Annotated in this window: 28 protein-coding genes; 18 read left to right on the top strand and 10 right to left on the bottom strand. The window is 62.7% G+C overall.

Annotated features, from left to right (window positions below):
• From GXP34_11115 to hisD, 10 genes are all read left to right on the top strand, one after another.
• Positions 1-351, top strand: a 351-nt coding sequence (locus tag GXP34_11115) for a fructose-bisphosphate aldolase (GenBank protein NOY56522.1), incomplete at its 5' end; no start/stop codon positions are given.
• A 350-nt stretch (positions 352-701) separates the two neighbouring features.
• Positions 702-2021: an O-acetylhomoserine aminocarboxypropyltransferase/cysteine synthase gene (locus tag GXP34_11110; GenBank protein ID NOY56521.1), complete on the top strand. Its 1320-nt coding sequence runs from the start codon at positions 702-704 to the stop codon at positions 2019-2021.
• A complete protein-coding gene (metX, locus tag GXP34_11105; protein NOY56520.1) occupies positions 2018-3076 on the top strand; it encodes a homoserine O-acetyltransferase in 1059 nt (352 codons plus the stop codon). Before GXP34_11110 ends, metX begins: the two co-directional genes overlap by 4 nt.
• A gap of 339 nt (positions 3077-3415) precedes the next feature.
• The gene (gene hisG / locus GXP34_11100; protein ID NOY56519.1) at positions 3416-4291 is read left to right on the top strand and encodes an ATP phosphoribosyltransferase; all 876 of its coding nucleotides are present in this window, start codon (positions 3416-3418) and stop codon (positions 4289-4291) included.
• A gap of 122 nt (positions 4292-4413) precedes the next feature.
• Positions 4414-5958 carry an aminotransferase class I/II-fold pyridoxal phosphate-dependent enzyme gene (locus GXP34_11095; protein NOY56518.1) on the top strand — a complete coding sequence of 515 codons (1545 nt, stop codon included), beginning with the start codon at positions 4414-4416 and terminating at the stop codon, positions 5956-5958.
• On the top strand, positions 5955-6539 hold the full coding sequence (gene hisB / locus GXP34_11090; protein NOY56517.1) for an imidazoleglycerol-phosphate dehydratase HisB: 585 nt from the start codon (positions 5955-5957) through the stop codon (positions 6537-6539). The genes GXP34_11095 and hisB overlap by 4 nt, the downstream gene beginning before the upstream one ends.
• The gene (gene hisH, locus GXP34_11085; GenBank protein ID NOY56516.1) at positions 6536-7141 is read left to right on the top strand and encodes an imidazole glycerol phosphate synthase subunit HisH; all 606 of its coding nucleotides are present in this window, start codon (positions 6536-6538) and stop codon (positions 7139-7141) included. The genes hisB and hisH overlap by 4 nt, the downstream gene beginning before the upstream one ends.
• Before the next feature lie 4 nt (positions 7142-7145).
• Positions 7146-7901: an imidazole glycerol phosphate synthase subunit HisF gene (gene hisF, locus GXP34_11080; protein ID NOY56515.1), complete on the top strand. Its 756-nt coding sequence runs from the start codon at positions 7146-7148 to the stop codon at positions 7899-7901.
• On the top strand, positions 7898-9157 hold the full coding sequence (hisE, locus tag GXP34_11075) for a phosphoribosyl-ATP diphosphatase (protein NOY56514.1): 1260 nt from the start codon (positions 7898-7900) through the stop codon (positions 9155-9157). The genes hisF and hisE overlap by 4 nt, the downstream gene beginning before the upstream one ends.
• Positions 9154-10401 carry a histidinol dehydrogenase gene (gene hisD, locus GXP34_11070; GenBank protein NOY56513.1) on the top strand — a complete coding sequence of 416 codons (1248 nt, stop codon included), beginning with the start codon at positions 9154-9156 and terminating at the stop codon, positions 10399-10401. The genes hisE and hisD overlap by 4 nt, the downstream gene beginning before the upstream one ends.
• A gap of 326 nt (positions 10402-10727) precedes the next feature.
• Here hisD and GXP34_11065 read toward each other — a convergent pair whose 3' ends face one another.
• On the bottom strand, positions 10728-11024 hold the full coding sequence (locus GXP34_11065; protein ID NOY56512.1) for a hypothetical protein: 297 nt from the start codon (positions 11022-11024) through the stop codon (positions 10728-10730).
• Positions 11025-11471: 447 nt separating this feature from the next.
• On the opposite strand from GXP34_11065, the gene GXP34_11060 reads away from it, so the two are divergent.
• A complete protein-coding gene (locus GXP34_11060) occupies positions 11472-12500 on the top strand; it encodes a Gfo/Idh/MocA family oxidoreductase (GenBank protein ID NOY56511.1) in 1029 nt (342 codons plus the stop codon).
• Positions 12500-13507, top strand: coding sequence for a Gfo/Idh/MocA family oxidoreductase (locus tag GXP34_11055; protein NOY56510.1), 1008 nt, complete (start codon positions 12500-12502; stop codon positions 13505-13507). The genes GXP34_11060 and GXP34_11055 overlap by 1 nt, the downstream gene beginning before the upstream one ends.
• A 73-nt stretch (positions 13508-13580) precedes the next feature.
• Here the strand turns inward: GXP34_11055 and GXP34_11050 are convergent, their stop codons facing one another.
• Entirely contained in the window at positions 13581-14390 is an 810-nt protein-coding gene (locus tag GXP34_11050; GenBank protein NOY56509.1) for an SDR family oxidoreductase, read from the bottom strand.
• 108 nt (positions 14391-14498) lie between these two features.
• On the opposite strand from GXP34_11050, the gene GXP34_11045 reads away from it, so the two are divergent.
• The gene (locus tag GXP34_11045; GenBank protein ID NOY56508.1) at positions 14499-15215 is read left to right on the top strand and encodes a sulfite exporter TauE/SafE family protein; all 717 of its coding nucleotides are present in this window, start codon (positions 14499-14501) and stop codon (positions 15213-15215) included.
• Between the two features lie 99 nt (positions 15216-15314).
• On the opposite strand, the gene GXP34_11040 is transcribed toward GXP34_11045, so the two are convergent.
• From GXP34_11040 to GXP34_11010, 7 genes are all read right to left on the bottom strand, one after another.
• Entirely contained in the window at positions 15315-16106 is a 792-nt protein-coding gene (locus GXP34_11040; GenBank protein ID NOY56507.1) for an SDR family oxidoreductase, read from the bottom strand.
• Positions 16099-16746: a hypothetical protein gene (locus GXP34_11035; GenBank protein ID NOY56506.1), complete on the bottom strand. Its 648-nt coding sequence runs from the start codon at positions 16744-16746 to the stop codon at positions 16099-16101. The genes GXP34_11040 and GXP34_11035 overlap by 8 nt, the downstream gene beginning before the upstream one ends.
• Before the next feature lie 24 nt (positions 16747-16770).
• Positions 16771-17946, bottom strand: coding sequence for a Gfo/Idh/MocA family oxidoreductase (locus tag GXP34_11030; GenBank protein NOY56505.1), 1176 nt, complete (start codon positions 17944-17946; stop codon positions 16771-16773).
• An 11-nt stretch (positions 17947-17957) separates the two neighbouring features.
• Positions 17958-18575, bottom strand: coding sequence for a hypothetical protein (locus GXP34_11025; protein NOY56504.1), 618 nt, complete (start codon positions 18573-18575; stop codon positions 17958-17960).
• Positions 18572-18862, bottom strand: a complete 291-nt coding sequence (locus GXP34_11020) for a hypothetical protein (protein ID NOY56503.1) — start codon at positions 18860-18862, stop codon at positions 18572-18574. Before GXP34_11020 ends, GXP34_11025 begins: the two co-directional genes overlap by 4 nt.
• A 165-nt stretch (positions 18863-19027) precedes the next feature.
• Positions 19028-19885: an SMP-30/gluconolactonase/LRE family protein gene (locus GXP34_11015; GenBank protein ID NOY56502.1), complete on the bottom strand. Its 858-nt coding sequence runs from the start codon at positions 19883-19885 to the stop codon at positions 19028-19030.
• 23 nt (positions 19886-19908) lie between these two features.
• On the bottom strand, positions 19909-20862 hold the full coding sequence (locus GXP34_11010) for a sugar nucleotide-binding protein (GenBank protein NOY56501.1): 954 nt from the start codon (positions 20860-20862) through the stop codon (positions 19909-19911).
• Between the two features lie 151 nt (positions 20863-21013).
• On the opposite strand from GXP34_11010, the gene GXP34_11005 reads away from it, so the two are divergent.
• The 5 genes from GXP34_11005 (at position 21014) to GXP34_10985 (ending at position 26034) form a co-directional block, all read left to right on the top strand.
• Positions 21014-22009 (top strand): Gfo/Idh/MocA family oxidoreductase, encoded by a 996-nt coding sequence (locus tag GXP34_11005; GenBank protein ID NOY56500.1) that lies wholly within the window; start codon positions 21014-21016, stop codon positions 22007-22009.
• Positions 22006-22896, top strand: a complete 891-nt coding sequence (locus tag GXP34_11000) for a TIM barrel protein (GenBank protein ID NOY56499.1) — start codon at positions 22006-22008, stop codon at positions 22894-22896. The genes GXP34_11005 and GXP34_11000 overlap by 4 nt, the downstream gene beginning before the upstream one ends.
• A 115-nt stretch (positions 22897-23011) precedes the next feature.
• Positions 23012-24055 (top strand): sugar ABC transporter substrate-binding protein, encoded by a 1044-nt coding sequence (locus GXP34_10995; protein NOY56498.1) that lies wholly within the window; start codon positions 23012-23014, stop codon positions 24053-24055.
• A gap of 87 nt (positions 24056-24142) precedes the next feature.
• Entirely contained in the window at positions 24143-25177 is a 1035-nt protein-coding gene (locus GXP34_10990) for an ABC transporter permease (protein NOY56497.1), read from the top strand.
• Positions 25174-26034, top strand: a complete 861-nt coding sequence (locus GXP34_10985) for a sugar ABC transporter ATP-binding protein (protein NOY56496.1) — start codon at positions 25174-25176, stop codon at positions 26032-26034. Before GXP34_10990 ends, GXP34_10985 begins: the two co-directional genes overlap by 4 nt.
• A gap of 57 nt (positions 26035-26091) precedes the next feature.
• Here the strand turns inward: GXP34_10985 and GXP34_10980 are convergent, their stop codons facing one another.
• A complete protein-coding gene (locus GXP34_10980) occupies positions 26092-26652 on the bottom strand; it encodes a hypothetical protein (GenBank protein ID NOY56495.1) in 561 nt (186 codons plus the stop codon).
• Positions 26653-26698 lie beyond the last annotated feature (46 nt).

Raw genomic sequence — 26698 nt, 5'->3', positions numbered from 1 at the left:
ATCATCAAGCAGAAGCAGCCTGAGTCCAATGGGGGTTACCTGGCTGTCGGTTTCGGTAAGACGCATCCCAGGGTGTATGAGGAGTTGACTACCGATCATCCGATCGATCTCACGAGATGGCAGGTTGCGAATTGTTATATGGGTCGGATTGGTTTGATCAACTCGGGTGGGGCGTCTTCGGGTGCCGGTGATTTCGAGCAGGCGGTGCGTACCGCGGTTATCAACAAGCGGGCCGGCGGGTCTGGTTTGATCAGTGGGCGTAAGGCGTTTCAGCGTCCGATGGCCGAGGGTGTGGAGCTGCTCAACGCGATTCAGGACGTCTACCTGGATGCCGGTGTGACGATCGCCTGACCGGAGCCCACACAACACGACACCGGCCGGCCCGACCCGGCAAGCCCCCGGCCCAAGGTCGCGAGATCGTCGAAACGCCCGCGATCCTGACGGTGTTCATCCCGTCTTGACCGGTCGCGACCGTCTTGTTCATTGACGAGCGCGGCCGGGTCGTGTACGATCGCACGCCAGATGAAGGTTGTCCCCATCGCCCGAATGATTTGCATGGCTTGTCCCAAGCCGTGCGACGTCGACGCGTAAGCAACCACCCACGCAAAACGAGGCTCCGCACCGGCGACGGGAGCGGACCTTTTTGTTCACCGGCACCGCTCCCAAAGCCTGAACCTAGGCCAGAATTGAGGAGGGAGCAGATGAGTACCGGTTACCGATACGAAACCCTGCAGGTTCATGCTGGGCAGGAACCTGCCCCGGGCACACATGCCAGAGCGGTTCCGATCTATCAGACGACGTCCTATACCTTCGACGATTCGGCGCACGGCGCCCGGCTCTTCGCCCTCGAGGAATTCGGCAACATCTACACCCGAATCATGAACCCGACCACAGATGTATTCGAGAAGCGGATTGCCGCCCTGGAGGGAGGAATTGCTGCGGTCGCCACCGCTTCCGGTCAGGCGGCACAGTTCACTGCCCTGACCACGCTGGCCGGTGCCGGCGACAACATCGTCTCGACCAGCTACCTCTACGGTGGAACCTACAACCAGTTCAAGGTGGCGCTGGCCCGTCTCGGCATCGACGTCCGTTTCGTCGACGGCGACGACCCAGAGGCGTTTGCAGCTCTGATCGATGACAACACGAAAGCGCTGTATGCCGAGACCATCGGTAATCCTCGGTTCAACATCCCGGATCTACCCGCTCTCGCCGATGTCGCCCACACGGCAGGTGTGCCGCTCGTCGTCGACAACACGTTCGGTGCAGCCGGGTATCTGTGCCGGCCGATCGATCATGGAGTCGACATCGTGGTGTCATCGGCAACCAAATGGATCGGCGGCCATGGCAACTCCATCGGGGGTGTGATCGTCGACTCGGGGAACTTCGACTGGCGCAACGGTCGGTTCCCCGTGTTCACCGAGCCCGCCCCCGGGTACCACGGTCTCGTCTTCACCGACGTGTTCGGTCCCGACGGCCCCTTCGGCAACATTGCATTTGCCATCCGTGCTCGCGTGGAGGGTCTTCGTGACATCGGCACGGCATTGAGCCCCTTCAACGCGTTTCTGCTACTCCAGGGTGTCGAAACCCTGTCGCTGCGGGTGCAGCGCCATGTCGACAACGCGCTCGAGTTGGCGGAGTGGCTTCAGGCCAACAAGTCGGTCGCCTGGGTCGACTACCCGGGTCTGCCGGACCATCCGTATCACGAGAATGCCACGCGGATCCTTCGTAACGGATACGGCGGCGTGCTCGCCTTCGGGATCGACGGAGGCTCTGCCGCCGCGCAGCAGTTCATCGACAGTGTGCAGCTTGCATCCCACGTGGCGAACGTCGGAGATGCCAAGACACTCGTGATCCACCCGGCATCGACCACACATCAACAGTTGGATGCCGAGGAGCAGCGACTGGCCGGTGTGACCGACGACCTGATCCGCGTGTCGGTAGGGATCGAGCATATTGACGACATCAAGGACGACTTCGAGGCGGCGTTCGTCAGGGCCGGGCTGCAAGGGGAAGCGACATGACCTACGTGATCTCCGAGAGCACTCGTTACTTCGAGATCGAGGGAGTGTTCCCTCTCTCCCAAGGAGGGGGGTTGAACGGCGTCCGCGTTGCCTACCGCACATGGGGGCATCCCTCATCTTCGGCCATCCTGGTCTGTCACGCCCTTACCGGATCTGCCGATGCCGACGTCTGGTGGGCCGGCATGTTCGGAACCGGCCGGGCCTTCGATCCGGATCGAGACTTCATCGTGTCGGTCAATGTCCTCGGCAGCTGTTACGGGACGACGGGTCCCGCGGACGCTCCTCCCGGAGGGACCCGGTATGGACCGGATTTCCCTGCCGTCACGATCGGCGACATGGTGGATCTCGAGAAACAGCTACTCGATCACCTTGGTGTGGAGCGGCTGGAGCTGGTGATCGGCGGTTCCATGGGTGGCATGCAGGCGCTGAGTTGGGCAGAGCGGTACCCGGAGATGGTGGATGCCATCGTGCCGATCGGTGTTGGATCGGCCCAGTCTGCCTGGGCACTCGCCATCTCGGAGGCACAACGGGCCGCCATCATCGGGGATCATGGGTTCCTCGGCGGCCGGTACGACCCGGCGCAGCCTCCGACATCGGGCCTCGCCACGGCGCGGATGATCGCGATGTGCAGCTACCGCAGTGCCGACGACTTCGACACCAGGTTCGGACGTGAGCTCACCGATGATGGCTACGCCGCGCAGTCGTACCTGCGGTATCAGGGAATCAAGCTGGTCGAACGGTTCGATGCCAACAGCTATCTGACACTGATCGAGGCAATGGACGGCTACCAGGTCGAGCCAAGTGCCATCGAGGTGCCCGCATTCGTCGTCGGGATCTCATCCGACATCCTGTATCCGGCACAAGAGGTCCGTGCCCTGGCGGCGGCGCTGCCGCAGGCCGAGTTCTGCCTGTTGGCGGCACCTCAAGGCCACGATGCATTCCTGATCGAGACCAATCGCCTGAGCCGGCTCATCATCAGCTTCCGTGAGCGATTGGCGAACAGGTGGAGTCCGTCGAGACCCGAGATGTCTGCTCGTGGAGCGGCCTGGTTCTAGAGCCCTGGTGGGCAACGTTCCTGATGTCGACGCACCGGCCGTGATCGGCACTCGCGCGGGCCGCCCCGAGGAAGCGTAGAGGTTCGATTCGTCGGCGACGCCTGGCGGATCGGCGGTTGCGCCTGGCGATGTTCTCTTGCGGTTCGGTTCGAGATGGGCTAGCGTCCTCGGACAATGAGCAGACGATTTGCTGAGTTTCATCATCACCACCACCCGGATCGGGTCGGTTGATGGTGTTCAACTAGCGATAGCCAGCCAAGGACACAAACGCCGACCTCAGCGGTCGGTTTCTTGTTTATTGGGCAAGCACCCGGACGCTGTCGGCGGGAAAGAGCCCAGATGACACTATCTGACCGACAAGACCTTCTTCACCTTGCGGTACCCAAGGGCCGCATCGAGAAGGGAGTCGTGAACCTCCTATCGGACGCGGGTCTGCAGCTGCGTAGTGGTGGCCGCGGTTACCGACCTCAGCTGTCGGTTCCCGGCTACGAGGTCAAACTCCTCAAACCACAGAACATCGTGGAGATGCTGGCGGCCGGCTCTCGTGATATCGGATTCGCCGGCGCCGACTGGGTCGCCGAGAAGAACGCCGAACTCATCGAAATGCTGGATACGGGTCTCGACCCGGTACGGGTTGTTGCCGCCGCCCCGCTCGCACTTCTCGAGGATGGTCGTCTTCCGAACCGGCGGTTGACGGTTGCCAGTGAGTACGAGCGGTTGTCCCGCAGCTGGATAGCTCGGCGGGGTCTGCGTGCCACCTTCGTTCACTCGTACGGGGCGACCGAAGTGTTTCCGCCCGAGGATGCCGACGTGATCGTCGACAACACCGCCACGGGGGAGACTCTTTCCGCCAATGGCCTTGCGGTCGTGGACGAGCTGATCACGTCGTCGACTCGGTTGTACGCCAGTCCTCAGGTACTGGACTCGCCGGTGAAGAAGGCGGCGATCGACGGTCTGGTATTGAGCTTGCGGTCGGTGCTCGAGGCAAGACGACGTGTGATGGTCGAGTTCAACGTCTCTGCCCAATACCTCGAGCGGATCATCGAGATCCTCCCGCGTATGCGCGAGCCAACCATCGCTCGTCTGCACGGTGACAGCGGCATGGCGGTGAAGGCTGCAGTGCCTCGTTCCGAATTACCGGCGTTGATACCCCTACTGAAAGAACGTGAGGCAACGGATATCGCTGTCTCGCGACTGGAGCAGATCGTCCCATGAACCGTCCTACTGCATATTCGCACCCCCTGTCCGACTCTCCGATCGATCTGGACCTGTCGAGGAATGAAGGGCAACCGCCATTGGTCTCCTTGCTCAGTTGCATCTCCAACGAGTCGAGCCTGGTGAGTCGATACCCGGAGACGTCTGCGCTGCGAGAGAGCATCCGCGAGCTTCACGGAGTCGAAACCGATCAGGTGCTGGTGACCGCCGGTGCGGACGACGCGCTCTTCAGGTGTTTCCTCGCACATATGGGTCCAGGCCGAAAAGCGGTAGCCACGTATCCGAGCTTCGTGATGATCCCCCGCTATGTCGAACAGGTTGGAGGTCGTCTGGTCGAGGTGCCCTGGTGGCAAGGTGCCTTTCCGATCGAAGCCGTCATAGACGCCATCTCGGACGACACGGACATTGTGTTCGTGGTCTCGCCGAACAATCCGACGGGCGCTGTGATCGACGAAGCCGCCCTGCGCGAGCTGGCGGCGAGCGCGCGGCTGCTCGTATTGGATGCCGTCTATGAAGAGTTTGCCGACCGCGGCCTGACTCGTGCCGCCCTCGAAATGGAGAATGTTGTCGTCATCCGCACCCTCTCCAAGGCGTGGGGGCTGGCCGGTCTACGGGTCGGCTATGTGCTGGGTTCGACCGAGCTGGTCACGGAGCTGGCGGCGTACGGGAATCCGTACGCGGTGTCGGGGCTCTCGGCATCCCTCGCGCACGCGCGTCTGAATGATCGAGACGAGGTCGCCGAATTCGTCGGCAACGTGAGATCTCAACGAGATACGTTGGCGGGGATCCTCGAATCGCACGGCATCGTCACCTTGCCGTCTCAGGCCAACTTTGTCTTGGCCCGATTCGATGCCCCGGAATGGGTACTGTCTGCTGCTGCATCTCTGGGAGTTGCGCTGCGAAGGTTCCCGGAACGTCCCGGACTCGAGGATTATCTGCGGATCACCCTGCCCGGCGATCAGCCTCGGTTCGAGCGTTTGGTCCACACGCTGCTGTCGGCCGTCGCTCCCGAGGCCCTGTTGCTCGACCTCGACGGTGTCCTCGCCGACGTCGCCGGCTTTCAGGTGACGGCGATCGTCGAAACGGCGGCGAGCTTCGGAGTCGGCGTGACTCGTCGGGATATCGAGGAGGCCAAAGCGGCGGGTGACGCGGACGACGATTGGGAGCTGACGCGAAGACTGTGTGCCGACGCCGGCGTGGAGGTGTCGATCTCGGCCGTAATCGACCGGTTCGAGACTCTCTATCAGGGAGTCGACGGCCTCGAGGGTCTCAAACTGCGCGAGGAGGCGCTCGTGGAGGCCACCATGTTGGAGCGGTGGGCGGAGATGCTTCCCATAGGTGTCGTGACGGGACGACCGAAGTCCGATGCCGAAGAGTTCCTTGCCCGGTCCGGGATGCTGGATTCGATCTCGGTGCTGGTCACCAAGGAAGACACTCGTCTGAAACCCGACCCGGCGCCGGTCCGGTTGGCTCTAAAGCGTCTCGGTGTCGACAGGGCCTGGATGCTGGGGGACACGCCTGATGATGTAGCGGCGGCAAGAGGTGCAGGAGTGATCCCGATCGGGGTCGTTGCACCTGGCGATGACACGGACCGTGCTCGACGCTCTCTGGTCGGGACCGCACGGATCCTTGGGTCGGTCTCGGAACTCGAAGGGCTCTTTTCATGAACAGGACAGCCGGTTTTGCGCGCAAGACCCTCGAGGTCGACATCGTGGGCTCGATTGGTCTCGATGGGACCGGACGATCCAAGGTCGACACAGGAGTGGGTTTTCTCGATCACATGCTGTCCACTCTTGCGAGGCACGCAAGATTCGATCTCGATCTCACCGTCCAGGGAGATCTGGGTGTCGACGATCATCACACGGCCGAGGACTGTGGGATGGCCATCGGGGGCGCCATCGACGAGGCGTTGGCCGACCGGACCGGAATCACGCGGTTCGGCTTTGCCTACGCACCACTGGACGAGTCATTGTGCCGAGCGGTGGTCGACCTGTCGGGTCGTGGATGGGCAGAGGTCGAGATCCCGTTCACGAGGGAGACCATCGGTGATCTCGCGACCGAGAACCTGCGGCACTTCTTGGTCTCGATGGCAGTCGAGGCGCGCATGGCGCTTCATGTCGATCTGATTCGAGGCGAGAACAATCACCACATGGCGGAGGCGGCGTTCAAGGCGGTGGCTCTCGCCATGCGGTCCGCGGTGAGCGTTGCCGGCGGTGATGTTCCGAGCACGAAGGGGACCTTGCGATGAGCGACACCGTCGTGATCGTGCCCACCGGTACGGCCAATACGGCATCGGTGGTTGCCGCGTTTCGGCGGGCCGGGGCCACACCGAAACTCGCAGGCGAGGCCAACGATGTGGAGGCCGGCGACCGTGTGGTCGTCCCCGGTGTCGGCTCCTTCGGTGCTGCAATGTCGAGGATCGATCAGGTCGGGATGCGGGCAGCGTTGTCGGAGAGAATCGATGAGGGTAGACCCACTCTGGCGATCTGTCTCGGGTTGCAGCTCCTCTGCACCGCGAGCGAGGAGAGCCCAGGGCAGTCCGGTCTTGGTCTCGTCCCCGAAACGGTCACCCGTTTCGACGACGACGTCAGGGTTCCTCAGCTCGGGTGGAACATGGTTGAACCTGAGCGGGGAAGTCGGTTCCTCACGCCGGGCTGGGCCTACTTTGCCAACTCGTACCGGCTGTGCCGGATACCGCAAGGATGGGTGGGGGCAACAACCGATTATGGAGGCCGCTTCGTTTCGGCGCTGGAGCGAGGCGACGTCCTGGCTTGTCAGTTCCATCCCGAGCTTTCGAGCGCTTGGGGTGCCGGTGTCCTTGAACGATGGCTGACGGCCACTTCGTGGTGACGTGATGCTCGCTTCCCGCGTAATCCCCTGTCTCGACATCAGGGACGGACGTGTCGTCAAGGGTGTCCGTTTTCAAGATCTTCGTGATGCCGGCGACCCGGTTGCCTGTGCCGCCGCCTACGAAGACCAGGGTGCCGACGAGATCGTGCTTCTCGACGTGTCGGCAACACCCGAAGGTCGAAGTCATGCCATTGAAACGGTCCAGGCGGTACGGTCGGTCCTCTCGATCCCACTGACCGTCGGCGGGGGAGTCCGTTCCACCGACGACGCGGGGAGGCTCCTCGACGCCGGGGCGGACAAGGTTGGCGTCAACACGGCGGCGGTGACACGGCCTGGCCTCGTCTCGGACATCGCACAACGTTTCGGTTCCCAGTGCACCGTTGTCGCCGTGGATGCCGCCAAGCGATCGACTCGTGGATGGGAAGTCGTCGTGGAGAGCGGCCGCAACCGAACCGGGATCGACGTTGTCGAATGGTGCCGGGCGGCGGCCACGGCCGGTGCCGGGGAGATCCTTCTCACGAGCTGGGATCGTGACGGCACCAAGGACGGTTACGACCTGGAGTTGGTCGCTGCAGTCTGTTCGGCGGTGACCGTCCCGGTGATCGCTTCCGGCGGCGCCAGCAACGCCGAGCATCTCAAGGAGGGCATCGAGGCGGGAGCCACGGGGGTTCTCGTCGCGTCGATTCTTCACGATGGTGTGACGACCGTCGGAGCACTGAAGACCCGGCTGGGCTCCATGGGAGTGGAGGTGAGACAGTGATCATTCCCTCTATCGATATTTCGCACGGTTCGACGGTCCAGCTCATCGGAGGCGAGGAGCGGGCCTTGGATGCCGGTGACCCCAGGCCTCTTCTGGAACGATTCTCGGTGGCCGGAGAGGTGGCCGTCATCGATATCGACGCTGCCCGCGGCGAGGGGGACAATGTCGAGCTGATCGGCGATCTGTGCCGGCGAGGTCCAACGCGGGTGGGCGGCGGCATACGCGATGTCGCTACTGCCCGACGATGGTTGGACGCCGGGGCGAGGCGGGTGATCATCGGGACGGCCGCGACCCCGGAACTCTTGTCACAGCTTCCTCGTGAGAGGGTGATCGTGTCTCTCGATTCCCGTGACGGCGACGTGGTGACCCACGGGTGGCGTCGCACGACAGGAGAAACCGTCTTGTCGCGAGTGGAGGAGCTTCGAGACTTCTGCGGAGGCTTTCTCGTCACATTCGTGGAGCGCGAAGGGCTCCTCGGAGGAACGGATCTGGAGCGGGCTGCGGCAGTGGTGGCCGCTGCCGGTGACAGCAGAGTGACCGTGGCCGGTGGGATCGTATCTGTCGACGAGATCCGAGAACTCGATCGTCTCGGCGCGGACGCCCAAGTCGGCATGGCCCTCTACACCGGGAAGATGACGTTGGCAGACGCCATAGCCGCACCACTGAAGTCCCTCCGGTCCGAAGGACTGTGGGCGACCGTCGTCGCCGACGAGGCAGGCCAGGCACTCGGTCTCGTCTGGTCGAGTATGGAGAGCCTTCGCGAGGCCGTCGAGACGAGGAGGGGCGTCTACCAGAGTCGATCACGCGGGCTCTGGGTCAAGGGGGAGACCTCCGGGGCGACGCAAGAGCTGATCAAGATCGACCTGGACTGTGATCGTGACGCCCTGCGGTTCACGGTTCGCCAGAAGGATGGATTCTGTCATCTCGGGTACCGGTCCTGCTGGGGCGAGGACAACGGGATTCAACGACTCGCTCGTCGCCTCACCCGGATCGCCGAAGAGGGGACACTCGGCAACACCACCAGGCTCTTGGGCGATCCCGCCCTTCTCGCCGCAAAGATCCGTGAAGAGGCAAACGAGCTTTGCGTCGCTGCGGCACACGAGGACGTGATTGCAGAAGCAGCCGACCTTCTCTATTTCACTCTGGTCAAGGCCGCCGCGGCAGGTGTCACCCTGGAGGACATCGCCGGGGAGCTCGATCGGCGAGAGTTGAAGGTCAGCCGGAGGCCGATGGAGGCCAAGGAGGTTCCCCGGTGAGCGTGTGGCTCAGACTACGTTCGGATGTCGACGCGATTCGAGATCGCAGACGCCCTGTCGACCCTGAGACCCTTCGCGAAGCATCGATGATCGTCGAGGACATCCGCCAAGACGGTGAGGACGCGTTGCGTCGACATGGCGAACGGCTGGGAGACGTCACACCCGGTGAGCCGCTTGTCGCGACCCGTCGCGATCTCGATGAGGCCCTCGCCGGCCTGGATGAACACCGGCGGCGGCTTCTCGACAGGGCGGCGCAACAGATAAGGGCGTTCGCCGAAGCCCAACGGGACGCCGTCGTCGACATCGACGTGGAGGTGCCGGGAGGGCGGGCCGGGCATTCGTGGCTCCCTGTGAGAACCGCGGGAGCCTATGCGCCCGGCGGCCGGTATCCGCTCCCTTCTTCGGTCTTGATGACCGTGATTCCGGCCCGAGTCGCCGGGGTCGAGAGCGTCTGGGTGGCCTCCCCCAAACCGACCTCGCTCACGATGGCCGCAGCGGCGCTGGCGGGCGCCGATGGACTGCTGAAAGTGGGTGGTGCACAGGCCATAGCCGCACTCTCGTTCGGCATCCTCTCCCCGCCATGTGATCTGGTCGTCGGCCCGGGGAATCGTTGGGTGACGGCAGCCAAGAAACTCCTGTTCGGTGAGATCGGCATCGACGGGTTGGCAGGGCCCAGTGAGATCGTTGTCATTGCCGATGCCTCGGCCGATCCCCGCCTGATCGCGGCCGACCTCCTCGCTCAGGCCGAACACGATGTCGACGCCCTCCCCATCCTGATCACGACGAGCAGTTCCCTCCGCGAGGACGTGGAACTGCAGATCACCAGACAACTACATGACCTTCCCACGGCCGATGTGGCTGCGGTGGCCCTGGGCAACGGGTATTGCACCGTTGTGGATGACTTGGAGCAAGCCGTGGCGCTCAGCGAACGGATCGGCCCGGAGCATCTCGCTCTCCACGTCTCCGATCCCAAAGCGCTGGCCGGCAGGCTCGGATCGTACGGTTCGCTGTTCATGGGTGAGACCAGCGCCGAGGCGTTTGCAGACTATGGGATCGGGCCCAACCATGTCCTTCCCACCGGAGGAGGAGCCAGGTTCCAGTCTGGGCTCTCTGTGATGACGTTTCTCAGGTCACCGACGTGGATTCGGCTCACCAAACCACACGAAGTCGTGGCCGACAGCGCGGCCCTGGCACGGATCGAGGGACTCGAAGCCCATGCCCGCGCAGCCGAGCTCCGCGGCTGAACGGCCGGAAGGGCTCCGGGAGGCCAAGGCCGGCCTGCCGCGGTGGCAGAGAGCTACCGTGGGTGCACGCGACTCGCGAGTAGGGCTCCAGGACATTCGGCTGAAAGCTGCAGCATGCCATCTACGAGGACCACACCTTGCCCTCGCGCGCCGAGGCGGCGAACTCGGCGAGCAGCGTTCCTGGCCGGCAGAACGCCGTAGAGGTTGGCTATCGAGGTCCTTGTGGTCCGTCGCGGACTTGGTGATGGGGTCCTCTTTGGGAGCCCGGCCCGTTGCCGCGGACTGAGTTGTCCGCCGACCCGGGTCATCAATTGACCGACACACCGCTAGGTAGCTGTGGAAGCGGTGGTGGTGGTGCTGCTGGAAGCAGGGCACACACCATCCGTGGCCGGCACATCCCGGCGGCCATCCTGGGAGATGTGACGAGTGTGGTCGTTGGCACCGGCTCCATCGAATGCGGCGACGTCGACCTCGACGATCACCCAAGGATTCGATACCGAGTTCGTGACATGGCAGATCGTCACCTTGTGGCTCCCATCCTCCCCAGGTGGGGTAGCGGAGACCGGACCTGCGATCGCCCCCACGAGAAGAGCTGCCAATATGAACGCCAAGGGTTTCCTCATCGCGTGCCTCCTCACAGCGTGACCTACATACTACTCTGCGTGGCGATCGAAAGGAATAGGCAATGGGGACCCGGCCGAGCTTTTTCACGCGTCCCCCACCGGACGACCGGCTGGCGGCGGGATCGGCTTCGGGTGGTGACGCTGGTGTCGGAAGGCGCATCTCCGTCCGGACTTCCAAGGATCATGCCGGTATCGGCCTGTCGGCGGACAAGGCTGTTGCACGCCTCGGAAGGCCTCCTGAGGTCGGGTGAGAAACCGCGCCGTAGTGCATGCGCAAGGCACCGGATGAGCGAAACGAGAGACTTGGAGCCACCGGCTCGCCATGTCACATCGGGGATCGTCGGCTGTTTCAGGAGAAGGGTCCTCTTGCCGCCGTATCGAGACAAGACCCGTTGGAACGTTCCACATCATGTTGTAGGCTGGCGTCCTCGGGGAGGTGGAGCAAACATGAGCGGATCGCATCCGTCGGTACGATGGGGCGTGTTGGGAACGGGCTCGATCGCCCGAGACCGTGTCATTCCCGCGCTCCAGGGTGCGGAGCGGTGCGACCTTGTGGCAATCGCCTCGCGCTCCTCGGCAAGGGCAAACAGTGTTGCGACACGGTTTGCCATACCGAGAGCCTACGGCTCATACGAAGAGCTGTTGGCCGACCCGGGGATCGATGTCGTGTATCTTCCGCTTCCCAACAATCTGCATGGCGTGTGGACGAAGAAAGCGGCAGACGCAGGGAAACACGTTCTGTGCGAGAAGCCGATCGCGCTGACGAGCGTCGAGGCGCAGGAGGTCGCTGCCCACTGCGCCGACCGCACCGTGCTTGTCATGGAAGCATTCATGTATCGGTTTCACCCGGCGTGGATCGCGGTCCGTGAATTGGTTGGCGACGGTTCGATCGGCCGCATTACCGATGTCGGAATCTGGTTTTCGTTCAGATCGACCAAAGCCGGTGACTATCGGCTCGACTTCGGGGCCGGTGGTGGCGCCCTCTACGACGTAGGCTGCTATGCCGTCAACGTCGCCAGAATGCTGCTCGGCGATGATCCTCTGCGGGTGCATGGCGCTGCCCGGGTGCATCCCGAATGGCGGGTCGACATGACATTCAGCGGTATCCTCGATTACGGCGATGCTTTCGCCACCTTCACCTGTTCCATCGAGCAGGAGCCTGAGCACCGGGTGATGATTCACGGGACGGACGGCTGGATCTCGGTCGCCGATCCCTTCAACTGTCCACCCGATGTCGCCACGAAGGTGACCATCGGGACGGGTGGCGATCACCATCCACACGCCTCTGCCGTCGAAACGCTGGTCATCCCGCCCGCCAACCAGTACGGGCTCCAGGCCACTGCGCTGGCAGATGCCATCCTCAACGGAGAACCCTCCCCCCTCCCGATCGAAGACTCCGTTGCCAACATGAGGCTTCTCGAGCGGCTGTTCGCCACAGCAGGCATCGAGCCGCCCGAGCCAAGGAGTGACATGTGATGACCGAACAGTTGCGAGTCGGGGTAATCGGCACCGGGGGAATGGGTGGGCGCCATGCTCGCAACATCCACTCGCAGGTGGGTCATGCCCGGCTCGCCGCGGTCATGGACATCGACGCCGATCGTGCAGCCGACATAGCCGGCCCCACAGGCGCAAGGGTATTCACCGATGGTTTCGAGCTCATCGCGTCGGAACTTGTCGACTGCGTCATCATCGCGAGTCCGGATGTCACCCACGGCGACTTCGCGTTCGCTTGTCTGGAACACGGTAAACACGCTCTGGTCGAAAAGCCCCTGGCAACGGACCTCGACACCGCGGCAGCAGTCGTGGAAAGGGAGGCACAACTCGGACGACGGCTACTCCAGGTTGGGTTGATGCGTCATTACGACCCCCAACACGTCGCCGTGAAACAGGCGATCGACCGTGGGGAGATCGGCCGGCCGTTGATGTTTCGGGGCTGGCATCGGAATCCGCCGGAAGCGACACCGCCCACGTCCAAAGAGGTACTCGTCAATTCCGCGGTGCACGACCTCTATTCGGCACGTTGGCTGCTGGGAGACGAGATCTCCGAGGTCTACGTTCGTGGTACGACCATCAACCCCGAACGAAGCGATCAGCTCGATCTTCAACTGATCACCATGGCAATGGCCGGTGGCGCCATCGCCTCGATCGAAGTCAACAAGGACTCGGGTTTCGGATACGAGGTCGGGGTCGAGATCAGCGGTTCCCACGGGATGGTGACCACCGCACCCCACCACACGCCGGTTGTTCGACAAGAAGGCCATATGCGTCAATCTGTCGAACCTGACTGGTTGGAGCGCTTTGTCGTTGCGTACATTCGTGAGGTCCAGGCGTGGTCTATGTCCGTTCTCGAGGATCGGCCTGAAGGTCCCACGGCCTGGGACGGATACCTGACGCTGGCGGCCGCCCTCGCCGGGGCGAAGTCGATTGAAAAGGGGACTCCGGTGAGAGTCGACCAACCGGCGCGGCCGACCTTGTACGCGTAGGAAGGCGGTGCTCGATCGTCGACGGGCCTGGGTCATCGGCCACTTGGAGCCAAGGAAGTGCTCGCCCGTCAGGTCACGGAGTCTCTTCGGGACGGGTGACAGGCTGGGGGCCGCCACCCATGATCGATTGGTCGTAGTCCACGATCGCCCCGGTCATTATCCCGGCGTCGTCGGAAGCCAGAAACGCGATGGCCCGGGCGACCTCATCCGGTTTGATCAGTTGGCCGAATGGTTGCCGTGCCTCCGCATCGGCCAGCCAATCCCGGCCGTCGGTATGGAATCGACGCTGGATCGCATCTTCTCCCGGAGTGTCCATCCACCCCGGGCTGAGACAGTTGACCCTGATCCGATCCCAAGCAACGGAGTAGGCGACATTCTTGGTGAGGGTCACGAGCGCACCTTTCGATGTCGCATAGGGCGTCAGAAAGGGAACACTTCCGTATGCGGCGACGGACGCGACGTTGACGATCGCTCCGCCAATGCCTTCGCGGCGCATGATCTTGATGACGCCTTGCATGAGCAGGAATGGTGCGCGCACGTTGACATTCATCAGCGTGTCCCACAACTCGACCGTGGTGTCGATGATGGATCCGCGTAGCGACAGTCCCGCCGCATTCACCAGAATGTCGACCCGCCCAAACCGGTCGTCGGTGGCCGCTACGAGCGCCTCGCAGCTACCGGCATCACCCAGCTCGACCGGAACGAATAGTGCTTCGGTACCCATCTCGACCAGCGCATGGGCGACACGGGCTCCGCGTTCCTTGTTGCGACCGCATACGACGATGCCGGCTGCACCCTCGGACGCAAACCGTCGGGCAACCGCCTCGCCGATCCCCTGGGTGCTTCCACTCACCAGCGCTGTTTTGCCGTCGAACCGACCCATGGCCCCTCCCGCGTGTGGCATTCGGACTCTACAGACCAGTATATTGAAGTCGGTTGGAACGTTCCAACAGTTTCCTATGACCAAGACGGCCTTCGTGAAGGACCCCAGATGATCATTGCCATCGCCGCTGCGGCTTTCCTCATCGGCTTCAGCAAGGCCGGCGTCGGTGGGATATTGGGACCATTCGTGACGGTCCTGGTAGCCCTGACCATCCCCGCCGACAAAGCGATCGGGCTGCTGCTCCCGATGCTGATCATTGCCGACGTGTTCACGGTCGCCGCTCATTGGCAAGGGTGGGATCGTCAGATCCTGCTCCGGCTGCTGGCACCGGCAGCCGCCGGAATAGTGGTGGGCGGTTTCGTGATCTCGAACGTCAGCGAACCCGTGCTGCGTCGTATCATCGCGGTGGCGATGCTTGTCTTCGTCGTGTTCTACGTCTTGAACAGCAAACTCGGATTGGCTGCAAGGTTGGCCCGCCGACATGCCTGGCCCGTTGGCTTGATTGCCGGTTTCACATCTGCGATCGCCCACCTCGGTGCGCCACCGGTGGTGACCTATCTGATGACGACCGATCTGAAGCCGCGTCGCTTCGTTGCCACGTCCGCCGCCGTATTCGCCGGCATGAACCTACTCAAGCTCCCTGCCTATCTGTTCGCAGGCCTCTTCGATGGCGGCCTGATCGCGGCAACCTGGTGGACCTGGCTGGCAATCCCCGTCGGTGTGGTCGGCGGCCGTGTCTTCGTCGGTCACATCAACCGGCTGTGGTTCGACCGGATGACTCTCGGGCTGCTGGTCGGCGGAGCGTTCCTTCTCCTCGTGACCTGACCACTCGTCGGGGAGCGAAGCGACCGCAGGGGGGAAGGTACCGCAGCGGCTTTGCGCAGGCGTGGGAGGAATGGGCGCCATGCGTCGTTCGAGGGGCTTCTAGTGATCGGGGAGGATCGCAATCTTCTCGTATGGTTGGCCGAGCGCCTCGGGACCCAGGGCTCCGTAACCGCCGTCCACCGCCAGTTCGGTGCCGGTGATGAACGCCGCCCGATTGGATACGATGAACCGAACGGCATCCGCGATCTCCTCCGGATCTGCCATACGTCCGAGAGGTTGGAACTCGGCTGCAAAGGCATCCGCTCGTTCGCGTGAGCCATATCTCCGTTCGATGTTCCTGCTCCATGTCCAACCCGGCGACACGGCGTTCACCCGGATTCCCTTCGGCGCCAACTCCTGGGCACCCGTCTTGGCCAACATCAGCAGCGCCGCCTTGGTCACGTTGTAGACGATCCGGTTGGGTTGTGACACAGACCCGCTCACAGACGCCACGTATACGACAGAGCTCCCGCTCCCCAGGTGCGGAACCACTTTGCCGGTCAGCACGGCCGCCGACACCACATTGACGTCGAGGGCCTTGTGCCAAAGCGTCCGGCTCGACTCGAAGCGCTCGTCGACGAACACCGCCGCCGCGCTCACCAAGATGTCGATCCTTCCCAGGTCTGCAACGGTGGTCTCGACCAAACGGTCGAGCTGAGCATCGTCTGTCACATCGGTCTTGAGGAATCGGACTCGATCCCCCAGGCGATCGGCGGCTGCGGCGCCGTTCGTCTCGTTCTGATCCGCGAGCATGATCGCGGCCCCGTCGTCGGACAGACGTTCTGCTATCGCTTCCCCGATGAGGGACGCGCCGCCGGTGACGATGCCAACCTTGCCGTCGAACTCACCCATCGTCGTGCACCCCCACGTCGGTAGCTCTTCTCGGCCTCGAGATCGGCATGAGCAACGCGTAGGTGCTCACGGTCGCCTGCCTCTGGGGCTCAAACCTCCCACCAGACGCGGTCCTTGGTCCGGGCGCAGCGCGATCGGCCATCACCACGTCGCCGTGGTCGGCAGCTCTGGTCCGGACGAAGATTGCCGGCAAGTCGTCGAGATACTCCGGTTCCCGGGCGATCGCCGCCATGGCTTCCGCGTGCTTGGTGAAGTCGACAGGGACATGCCGCTCGTGTCTCATGGTGCGCAGGAAATGAGGGAACTCGGTTCTGTCGCTGTCGAGCGCAAGTCGGCCGATCACGGCAAAGCCGCCGTTGTCGCAGATCTCGGAGATGGCTTTGTGCCCGGTCACGGCAGTGGAGCACACATCCGAGTTCACCGTCAGGCAAGAGCCGTTCCCTGCACAAGCGGTGATGTCGCCGCTTCCTCCGGCCATGTCTCGCGGCTTCGGCGATCCGTGCCCTGCATCGAAGACGAGGAAGTCCGACCCCTCCATGGCAATGTGCTCTGCCGGCGTAGGGACCGCATACCGAAAGGGAGAGCCGTATACCGCATTGCCTTCCTGCAACTTCCGATTCGGTGAATCCTCGAACATCATCGACACAGATTCCTGTCGGTCATGTCAGTCGATTCGGAGACTGACGACATTCTCCCACTTCTCGGACTCCCATGAACGCGTCATCGCTGCCGCGACCGAGGCGACGGCGAGCGCATCGCCGAAACTCGGTCGATTCGCTGTTCCTTCTGCAACCGCCTTCAAGTACTCGAATGCCTCGATTGTCTTCATGTCCTCGTAACCGATGGAGTTGCCGCCACCCGGCACGAAGTGGCCGTGGTGAGGGTAGGCGTCACCCGAGAGCACTTCGATGAAGCCGTCGGTCGGTTGTTCCTCCGGCAGGCTGAGCTGCAGCTGGTTGAGTTTCTCGTGGTCCCAGGAGGCGGCGCCTCGGGATCCGTTGATCTCGAAGGCCATGGAGCTCTGGGGACCAAAGATCGATCGGTCCACTTCCAGGGTTCCGCGCACTCCATTGTCGAACTCGACCAATGCTCCCACGTAGTCCTCGTTCGTGACCGGACCTGTCGGGTCGCCCGGCTTGCCACGGTCGTAATGGGTTCCTTCGCCCGGGGCCGGGAGCGGGCGCTCCTTGACGAAGATCTCCTTTACCGACACCACCCTGGCAATGGGCCCGCACAGGTACTGAGCCATGTCGATCGCATGCGACATGATGTCCGAGAGAACGCCGTATCCCGCCTCCTCCTGTTTGAATCTCCAGGACAGCACCGCGAGCCGATCGCGTCCGTACATGGAGAAGAACCGACCTCGATAGTGGGTCAGTTCACCGAAACGGCCCTGCTCGATGAGTTGTTTGGTGAACTGCACCATCGGTGCCCACCGGTAGTTGTATCCACATCCGGTGATGACTCCTGCTTTGCGCGCGGCCTGTTCGATCACAGCGGTCGCCCGCGGTTCGATGCCGACCGGCTTCTCGCAGAAGATGTGCTTGCCGGCGGCGGCTGCCGCCACTGCCAACTCCTCGTGTAGCGCGTTTGGGGCGGTGATGTCGATCACGTCGATGTCGTCGCGTTCGAGCAACTCTCGCCAGTTGCCGGTGCCGGTTTCGAACCCGAAGGTCTCGGTCGCGAGATCAACCCGCTCGGGGACCGTGTCGGCTACGGCTACCAGCCTGGGTTTCAGACCTGTCTCAGGAAAGTACACAGGGATGTTGCGGTAAGCCCGCGAATGAGTTTGACCCATCCAGCCGAACCCGATAACACCCACGCCAATCGACTTGCCCACCTTTTGCCCTCCTATCTCATTCCCGGCACGAGCCGGTTCGAAACTTCAAGATTGAGCGGGTGTGGAGGACGGTGACCGCCGAGAACCTGCAGAACCTGCTCAAGAACAACCTTGAAGATACGACGTTTGGCTTCGCTGGTGCCGGCGGCAACCTGCGGAGCGGGAACCGCGTCGGTGCCTGCCGGCAGGGGCTCGGGAGCGGTGATGTCGAGTCCGGCCAAGGAAAGTCGGTGGGCATCCAGGGCATCAGCGAAGGCAGGCAGGTCCGCCCGACCACCGCGTGCCGTGTTGCCCAGAATCGACCCGGGCCTCATCGCAACGAGCGACCTCGCGTCGAGCAGTCCGGAGTTGTCCACGGTGAGCGGCGAATGGATCGACACGACATCCGAACTTCCGACCAGATCCTCGAGACTCGTGTACCTCGTGATCGACACCGGGAAATCCGCCGAATCCAAGTAGGGGTCGAAAGCGGCGACCCGCATGTTCAGAGTGGTCGCAATCTCGGCGGCCCGCCGGGCGATCCTCCCAAGGCCGACCAGACCCGGCGTGCGTCCGTCGAGTTCCCTTCCGGCGTGGCGTGCGCAGAAACCCGATCCACCGGCGCGCAGTTCGACCTCAGATCGCTTCACGTTCTTCGCCACCATATCATCGGCGTGACAGCATGTCCGGCCGTGGAGATGGTGGGCACATCGGGCGTGTTACAGATCGCGATGCCACGGGTAGCCGTCGCTGCAAGGTCGGTCCTGTCGTAGGCGATCCCGGTACGGGAGGTCCTCCGGAGGTTGGGGGGTCCACCCATCGGCTCGCCGTCATGGCGACACACCGATGCAATGATTCTCACGGCTCGTGACAGCATCTCGCAGGGATCATCGGGAGTCGCACCCGCCGGTCCGAGGATGCCTGCTTCAGTGGTCACGACTCCGACTTGATCCGGTGGCATCTCACGTCCGAAGCAGACATGTGGTTTCGACACGCTCAGGACTCCCTCCGAGTTCTCCGCCTCGTGCGACTATAACGCTCGGAGTTGGAACGTTCCACATGGTTGTAGTCGCGGACGGAACGCATGTGGCGTGAGCCGGTCTCATCGGCCAAACCTGGGTTCGGCCAATCCTCGAACACCAGGATCGAGCGCGTAGAGCCCGCCGGGCTCACCCACCTGTCGAGCGTCATCAATGCCATGACCGATGGTGGTGATGAAGAGAGTGTCCAAACCTGCTCCGCCGAAGGCAGGCATCGACGGCCGTTCGACCGGCAGTTCTATGTGGCGATCCACTGCACCGAGAGGCGTGACGCGCAACACGGCCGAGCCACCGACGCACGCTATCCAATAGCAGCCGGTTTCGTCTACACAGGCGCCATCGGGTCGGCCGGGCAGCCGGGTGAAATCGAGGAAGACCCGCTCATTGTGCTGCCGACCGGTGGCGATGTCATAGTCGTATGCCCAGACGGTCTCATGCAGTGTGTCGGCCCAATACATGACGCTTCCGTCGGGGGAGAAGGCAAGCCCATTGGCCACCCCCACATCCCGGCGGGTGGTGTGGAACCTGCCGTCCGACTCCACCCGATGCAACATGCCCTCGTACCGACGAGCCGAAGTCGGTACGAACATGCTGCCGACCCAGAAACGGCCGGCCGGATCGCATCGTCCATCATTGAGCCGGACACCGGAGCGTCGATTCTCGAGAACCAGCCACGGGGTGAACTCCCCCGACTTCACATCGAGCCACCCGAGTCCGTTCTCGAGTGCCACGAGCAGGCGCCCGTGTTGTGTGGTCAGGGCAATTGCCCCGGGCCTTCCCTCCAACGGCCACGAGCTGTCGGCTCCGCTCACCGGATCGAACTCGTGCACCGAGCATCCGTCGATGTCCACCCAGTACAAGGTCCCTGTATCGGGGCTCCACACCGGGCACTCACCGAGCCGGGCATGGGCAGGGAGCACACAATCGACCGTAGTAACCACCGTTAGACCGGCATCAATTCGCCGCGATCAATCTCGTGTCGGAACGCGGCCAGCAATCGATCGAGACCGGGAAGCTCATAGGCCAACGCAGTGCCCGTGGCGGTCGCATCGAGGCTCGTGTCGATCGGAATCGGTGCAGGGCCGGTGGCACTGAAGTCGGCAGGTCCGGCTGTAATCAAGCTGGAGTCGAGATCGAACGCTTCTGCGGTCGCCACCGCCAAACCCAGCCGATCTATCGAGTCGGCCCCGGTGCAATGGAAGATGCCCCGCCGGTCCTTCTTGATGATCCTCATGATCATCTCGGCGCTTTCACTGGCGAGGCTTGGCGTCCCGACCATGTTGAGAGGCCCGCTCCAGACCGCAAAAGGCTCACCAACCTTCAAGCTGTCGACGACGGCACCGACGAAATGCCCCATGCCCGGATTCTGCTCGGCCTTGTAGTCATCTCGCAACCAGTGTGTCCCGTTGACACCGGCTACTCGCGCCACGGCGCCGTTCTTGGCGGCCGTCGTCACGATCGTCTCGCCAATGACCTTGAGGACACCGTAGAGGTTGATCGGATTCGGCGGCGTGTCTTCGGAGGCTCCCGGTTGCTCTCCGTCGAACACCCAGTCGGTCGACACCAAGATCATCTTGGCGTTCACCTCATTCGCTGCATCGACGAGTGTCCGCGTCGAATCGACATAGCTCTTCCAGGCAAGCGGCCGATCTGCGTAGATACGGGTGAAGTCGTTGAGGATCGCGGTGTGGACGATTGCATCGGGTCTGGCATCCACGACCGCAGCGCGTAATCTCGGACCGTCGGTCATATCCACACGTACAACCTCGAAAGGCTCGGATCCATCGCCCTGCCAGGAGTGTGCAGTAGTGACCACCGACGCTCCGTAACGCTCAATGGCAACTTTCAGTATGTTGCTGCCGACGAATCCGGTGCCGCCTGTAACGAACAATCTCACAACGCCTCCCACCCCGACGAGCCGTACGGGTTCTCTCGGAACCGCTTGACATCGGTTTCCCCGGCAGTATACGCTTCGGGTGTTGGAACGTTCCACACGTTCCTGTGAGAAACAGCAAAGATGCTTGCGCATTAGCTCGGGAGGGGATGCTTTGCGAGTCGGCTTGATCGGAGCTGGACGCATCGGCACACTGCACGCCGGTGTCTTGACCGGAGTAGCGGCCGTCGACGAACTCGTCATTGCCGACTCTGCTGCCGGCCGGGCCAAGAAGCTGGCAGCCGACCTCGACGCACATCACCTCGACGATCCCGACGAGATATTCGACAGTGTTGATGCGGTGGTGATCGCAAGCTCGACGGAGACGCATGCCTCCTACCTCATCAAGACTGCTCGCGCCGGTCTTCCTACCTTCTGCGAGAAGCCGATCTCCATGGACCTGCCATCGACCGACAAGGCCGTCGCTGCCGTAGATGAGAGCGGGATCATGGTCCAGGTGGGGTTCATGCGCCGTTTCGACCCTGGCTATCGGGCCGCCCACGAATTGGTCGCCTCTGGAGGTCTCGGCGATGTCATGTTGGTTCAGGCGCAGACGCATGACTTCGAGCCACCTCGAGCGGAGTACATCGCGGGGTCGGGCGGCATCTTCGTCGACATGCTCATCCACGAATTCGACATCCTCCGCTTCGTCACGGGGCAAGAAGTTCTCCAAGTCAGTGCAACCGGCAGCAGTCACGGTATCCCGATCTTTGCGGAGCACGCCGATGTGGCGACCGCAGCCGTCACCGCCCATCTCGACGGAGGAACTCTGGCGGTCATTACCGGTGTACGTACCGATGCCCGCGGTTACGACGTTCGCATGGAGCTTTTCGGGACCACCGACAGCGTCACCGTCGGGCTGGACGCCCACACGCCGATCCGGACCCTCGATCCTGGCCTCGACCTTCCCCAAGACCCGGTAACGGTCGGCTGGCTGGAGAGATTCGGCCCTGCCTACAAGGCCGAGATGGAAGCCTTTGTCGACGCCGTGGTGGAAGACCAGCCAAGCCCGTGCACGGTCGATGACGCCCGGGCGGCTCTGGCTGTTGCCGAGGCTTGCCGCCGATCGCTCGTGGCCGAAAGACCAGTCTCGGTCGAGGAGACCTCATGAGCGATCTACTCGACAGAGTCGCCGGTGCCCCGATCACCTGGGGTGTTGATGGTTCGCCCGGGTGGGGTCACCTGATGGACCGTGACCGCGTCATGTCCGAGATGGTCGAGGTCGGCCTGTCGGCCACCGAGCTCGGGCCTGACGGCTACCTGCCGCGCGATCCAGAGGAGATCGTGGAGTATCTGAAGCAATACGACCTGCACGTGGTCGGGGGGTTTGTCGTCGCCGTTCTCTATCGGCCCGACCTGATCGATCGCGTCCTCGCATACGTCGATCGTGCCTGCAGGCAGTTGGCGAGCGCCGGTTCTCAGGTGATGGTGCTGGGACCGGCTTCTCACCTCGATGGCTATGACACTTCGATCGACATGACGGAAGACGAGTGGGACACGTTTCTCGCCAATCTCGAGCGTCTTCGCGACATTGCCGGGCGGAACGGGCTGGTCACCGCGCTTCACCCTCACTGGGGCATGGCCATCGAGCAACAGCGCCATGTGGAGCGGTTACTCGAGTCGTGTGATGTCGACCTCTGTGTGGACACGGGTCACCTGTTTGTCGTCGGAGCCGATCCCGTCGCCGTCACCGAGATGGCCAGAGGCCGGGTCAAGCACGTTCACCTCAAGGACGTCGACGACCGGCTCGCCGGCAAGGTTCGCTCGGGTGAACTCGGGTTCAAACAAGCGGTGATCGATGGCATGTTCAAACCGCTCGGTCACGGAGATGTCGATATCGCCGGCGTTATCCGGCGGCTGGAGGCATCTGGATTCGATGGCTGGTATGTGCTCGAACAAGACGCCTCATTGGCGGCGGAGCCCGAGGAGGGTGCAGGGCCGAAGACGGATGCCCTGCTGAGTTTCGAGTACTTGCGGAAGATAGCGGCAGATCTATGAGATTTCCCCGCGGGAGCGGGGGATGGGACGAGGCCCCGACGAAAGGACCTCAACGAAATATGTCGCCCCGGCGGCACCGGCGCTATGGACAGGAGGACTACATATGTGGCGAAATATGAGGCGGGGGATACCGGCAAGGCGAGGGGTATGGGTGGCATTGCTGCTTTCCCTGGCCCTGATCGCAGCGGCGTGCGGCGGCGCCGGCGGCTCCGCAACGACTACTGCGGGAGTCACAACGACCACCGCGGCACAAGGGACCGCCACCACCGCGGCGGCAGACAACCAGGTGAGCCAGAAGGATCTGGAATTCGATCTCATCTTCCACGACAAGGATGCCTCTGGAACCTTCTGGGGCGTTATGAAGAACGGTCTCGATGATGCATGCGCCGCCCAAGGCGTCTCGTGCACGATGATCGGAGATCCCGATATCACCAAGCAGGTCGCTCTGGTTGACACGTCGATCGCCAACGACGTCGACGGCATCATCCTGACGCTGCCGAACGTCGACGCGCTGCGAGATGCAATCCAGCGGGCAGCCGACGCCGGAATTCCGGTTGTGACGATCAACTCCGGTTCCGATGTGTTCGCCACCACGGCGGCGATCGCTCACGTCGGACAGGATGAGTTCATCGCCGGTCAAGGCGCCGGCAAGCGCCTGGCCGCCAACGGCGCGACGAACATCCTGTGCGTGATCCATGAGGCCAACAACGCTGCTCTGCAGGCGAGATGTGACGGCGTCGAGGCAGGTGCAGGAGATGTCACCGTCAAGCGCATCCAGATCGATGTCGCCAACCTCGATGCGGCGTTCGAGACGATAAAGACGGCGGTCTCCGATTCGAGTATCGATGCGGTGATCACGCTGAACCCGGACGTGTCCATTCGAGCTCGTGATGCCATCGCGGAGGCCGGAAGCACGGCAACGCTCGCAACGTTCGACCTGGGTGAAGAGGTGCTGAACTCCATCGAGGCCGGCACGATTCAGTTCGCAGTCGATCAGCAGCAGTACCTGCAGGGGTTCCTGCCGGTTGTCCAGCTCGTGTTGTATCTGCAGAGCGGTCTCGTGATCGGTGGTGGGCAGGCGATCCTCACCGGTCCCGGTTTCGTGGATGCAAGCAACGTTGCGCAGGTCAAGGCCGGCGTTGCCGCAGGGACTCGATGACAGAAGAGGGAAAGTAGGTAGAGTCGGTTGGGGTGGCCCGTCGTGCACACGGCGGGCTCATCCCAACCCGGAGGGAGGTGCTGGAACGTGACCGCTGACGCGCCGTCAGTCACCGATGATCGACTACTTCGGGCTGGTCTACTCAAGAAGACGTTGTCTCGGCCGGAGTTCGGCTCGATCATCGGCGCAATCGCCGTATTTGTCTTTTTCTCGCTCTTTACGGAGAATTTCTTCAGCGTCAAAGCCGTATCCGCATACACCAATCCGGGTTCAACGCTCGGGATCATGTCTGTTGCGATCGCCCTCTTGATGATCGGCGGTGAGTTCGACCTTTCCTCGGGTGTCCTCATCGGCGGTCTCGGAATCACGACGGCGTTGCTGATACAGAACGCCGGTGCGCCGGTCTGGCTCGCGATGCTGCTGTCACTGGTACTTGCCGTCGGCGTCGGTGTCTTCAACGGGATCATGGTCATCAAGACCAAGCTGCCCAGCTTCATCGTGACTCTTGGCACATACTTCATTCTGCAGGGTGCCGGACTTGGTTTCACTCGCTTGATCAGCGGACAGACAACGATCTACCTGAGCAAGGAGCTGGCTGGTCACGATATCGCAAAGATCCTATTTGCATCAGCGCCGCTTATCGGTATCCGGATTCCGGTCTTCTATTGGCTGGTTATCACTGCGCTGGCCACCTTTGTCTTGCTGCGATCCAAGTACGGAAACTGGATCTTCAGCGCGGGGGGCAATGCGGCGGCGGCTCGCGCCGTTGGTGTTCCCGTGAACAAGGTCAAGATCGCGTTGTTCGTGAACGTGTCGGTCTCTGCCTGGCTTGTGGCGATGTTCAACACGTTACGGTTTCAGTCCGCACAGATCGGTATCGGTGTCGGCCTCGAGTTCGAGTTCATCATCGCGGCCGTCATCGGTGGCTGCCTCTTGACCGGCGGCTATGGCTCGGCGATCGGTGCCGCAATCGGCGCACTGATATTCGAGATGGTGCGCCAAGGTCTGGCGTTCGGCCGATGGGATGCCGACTGGTTCAAGCTGTTCCTCGGCGTGATGCTGCTGGGAGCGGCGCTGCTCAACCAGTTCGTACGAATTCGGGCGGAAAAGGCGCGCTCATGACACACCTGATCGAAGTCGACTCCATATCGAAGTATTTCGGCACCGTGAGGGCCCTCACGGATATCTCCGCCTGTGTGAACGAAGGTCAAGTCACCTGCATTCTCGGGGACAACGGCGCCGGCAAGTCCACCTTCATCAAGATCCTCAGTGGGCTCCTCCAGCCCGACAGCGGCGAGTACAGGATCGACGGCAAGCCGGTCAGCTTCACGTCGCCGCGTGAGGCGCTGGATGCAGGCATCGCGACCGTCTATCAGGACCTCGCCATGGTGCCGCTCATGGCGGTCTGGCGGAATTTCTTTCTCGGCTCCGAGCCTGAGCGCGGCGTAGGGCCCTTCAGAAGGGTCGACGTCGCAAAGGCCAAGAGGACCGTGGTCGACGAGTTGGGCAAGATGGGTATCGACATCCGGGATCCCGAGCAGCCCGTCGGCACCCTGTCGGGTGGTGAACGGCAATCTGTGGCGATTGCCCGGGCCGTCTACTTCGGGGCCAGAGTGTTGATTCTCGATGAGCCCACCGCATCACTCGGGGTGAAGCAGGCGGGGGTTGTGCTCCGCTATGTCGTCAATGCCAAGAAGCGCGGGCTCGGAGTGATTCTGATCACGCACAATCCTCACCACGCATACCCTGTCGGGGACCACTTCGTCATTCTTCGTCGCGGCGAGGTCTACGGGGATTATCTCAAAAAGGACATTCCGCTCGGACAGTTGGTCCAGATGATGGCCGGTGGTGCGGAACTCGAGACACTTCAACATGAACTGGAGAAGGCTGCCGCACAGACAGGCGAGGAGGAGCTTGCGGAGGCCGCCACGGCTTTCGGTGAAGAGACCGATGATCTCGGACTGAGCGGCGGCTCGTAGACCCGATGTGCCCGCCGGCTCAAACGTGCGGGGTCGGTTCCGGTGCATCGAGCGCTTTCAGCCGCCGTTCGCCCAGCGGATGACCACATCGACCGCATGCTGATCGATGAGACCGATCCCGGTGTGGGCCCTCCCTCGCTCGTCGAGGACGTACTCGACAACCGCCTCGGCAAAGATCTCGCTCGGGATCAGTCCCCACTCGGGACCCTCGAACCACGCCTCGTTGCCATCGCGCCCAAGCGCGGCAAGAAACGCAGGCCGCATCTTCACCTGGGAGGCGCATGAGAACTCCAGAGAATGCGCAAGTTCATGCACCAGGGCGCGGTCGAGAAGCACCTTTGGGCCCGGGACGCGCACCGTCATGGTTCGGGTTTGTGGATCGTACCGGGCGCGGTCGTCAAGTGTGTGGTCGGCGACAAGGGTTACGCGGCCGAGACAGCTCTCCATGGCCGGGAACGAGGCGACAAACATCTCCCACTCTGCATCGGCCACTTGGGCGAAGTCGGCCGCCACCGAGTTGTCGATGACCAATTCCGGGGACTCCTGCCGCCCGTTTGTGATGACCGCCGTGAAAAGGAGCAGGGCGACCGCGATAGTTGAGAACAGTATCCATCTCAATCGCACCGCCCACCCCTCTTCGACAGCTGCACAGACCCGGTGACAG

The sequence above is a fragment of the Actinomycetota bacterium genome, assembly GCA_013152275.1.
Lineage (GTDB): Bacteria > Actinomycetota > Acidimicrobiia > Spongiisociales > UBA4744 > BMS3Bbin01.
The sequence above is the reverse complement of the archived record's forward strand: the minus strand, read 5'-3'. Positions and strand labels throughout refer to the sequence as shown.

What these genes read in the sequence shown, in the direction of transcription:
- GXP34_11110 (NOY56521.1), top strand. Translation starts at nt 702, where the DNA reads ATGAGTACCGGTTACCGATACGAAACCCTGCAGGTTCATGCTGGGCAG.
- metX (NOY56520.1), top strand. Translation starts at nt 2,018, where the DNA reads ATGACCTACGTGATCTCCGAGAGCACTCGTTACTTCGAGATCGAGGGA.
- hisG (NOY56519.1), top strand. Translation starts at nt 3,416, where the DNA reads ATGACACTATCTGACCGACAAGACCTTCTTCACCTTGCGGTACCCAAG.
- hisB (NOY56517.1), top strand. Translation starts at nt 5,955, where the DNA reads ATGAACAGGACAGCCGGTTTTGCGCGCAAGACCCTCGAGGTCGACATC.
- hisH (NOY56516.1), top strand. Translation starts at nt 6,536, where the DNA reads ATGAGCGACACCGTCGTGATCGTGCCCACCGGTACGGCCAATACGGCA.
- hisF (NOY56515.1), top strand. Translation starts at nt 7,146, where the DNA reads ATGCTCGCTTCCCGCGTAATCCCCTGTCTCGACATCAGGGACGGACGT.
- GXP34_11065 (NOY56512.1), bottom strand. Translation starts at nt 11,024, where the DNA reads ATGAGGAAACCCTTGGCGTTCATATTGGCAGCTCTTCTCGTGGGGGCG.
- GXP34_11060 (NOY56511.1), top strand. Translation starts at nt 11,472, where the DNA reads ATGAGCGGATCGCATCCGTCGGTACGATGGGGCGTGTTGGGAACGGGC.
- GXP34_11055 (NOY56510.1), top strand. Translation starts at nt 12,500, where the DNA reads ATGACCGAACAGTTGCGAGTCGGGGTAATCGGCACCGGGGGAATGGGT.
- GXP34_11050 (NOY56509.1), bottom strand. Translation starts at nt 14,390, where the DNA reads ATGGGTCGGTTCGACGGCAAAACAGCGCTGGTGAGTGGAAGCACCCAG.
- GXP34_11045 (NOY56508.1), top strand. Translation starts at nt 14,499, where the DNA reads ATGATCATTGCCATCGCCGCTGCGGCTTTCCTCATCGGCTTCAGCAAG.
- GXP34_11040 (NOY56507.1), bottom strand. Translation starts at nt 16,106, where the DNA reads ATGGGTGAGTTCGACGGCAAGGTTGGCATCGTCACCGGCGGCGCGTCC.
- GXP34_11035 (NOY56506.1), bottom strand. Translation starts at nt 16,746, where the DNA reads ATGATGTTCGAGGATTCACCGAATCGGAAGTTGCAGGAAGGCAATGCG.
- GXP34_11000 (NOY56499.1), top strand. Translation starts at nt 22,006, where the DNA reads ATGAGCGATCTACTCGACAGAGTCGCCGGTGCCCCGATCACCTGGGGT.
- GXP34_10995 (NOY56498.1), top strand. Translation starts at nt 23,012, where the DNA reads ATGAGGCGGGGGATACCGGCAAGGCGAGGGGTATGGGTGGCATTGCTG.
- GXP34_10985 (NOY56496.1), top strand. Translation starts at nt 25,174, where the DNA reads ATGACACACCTGATCGAAGTCGACTCCATATCGAAGTATTTCGGCACC.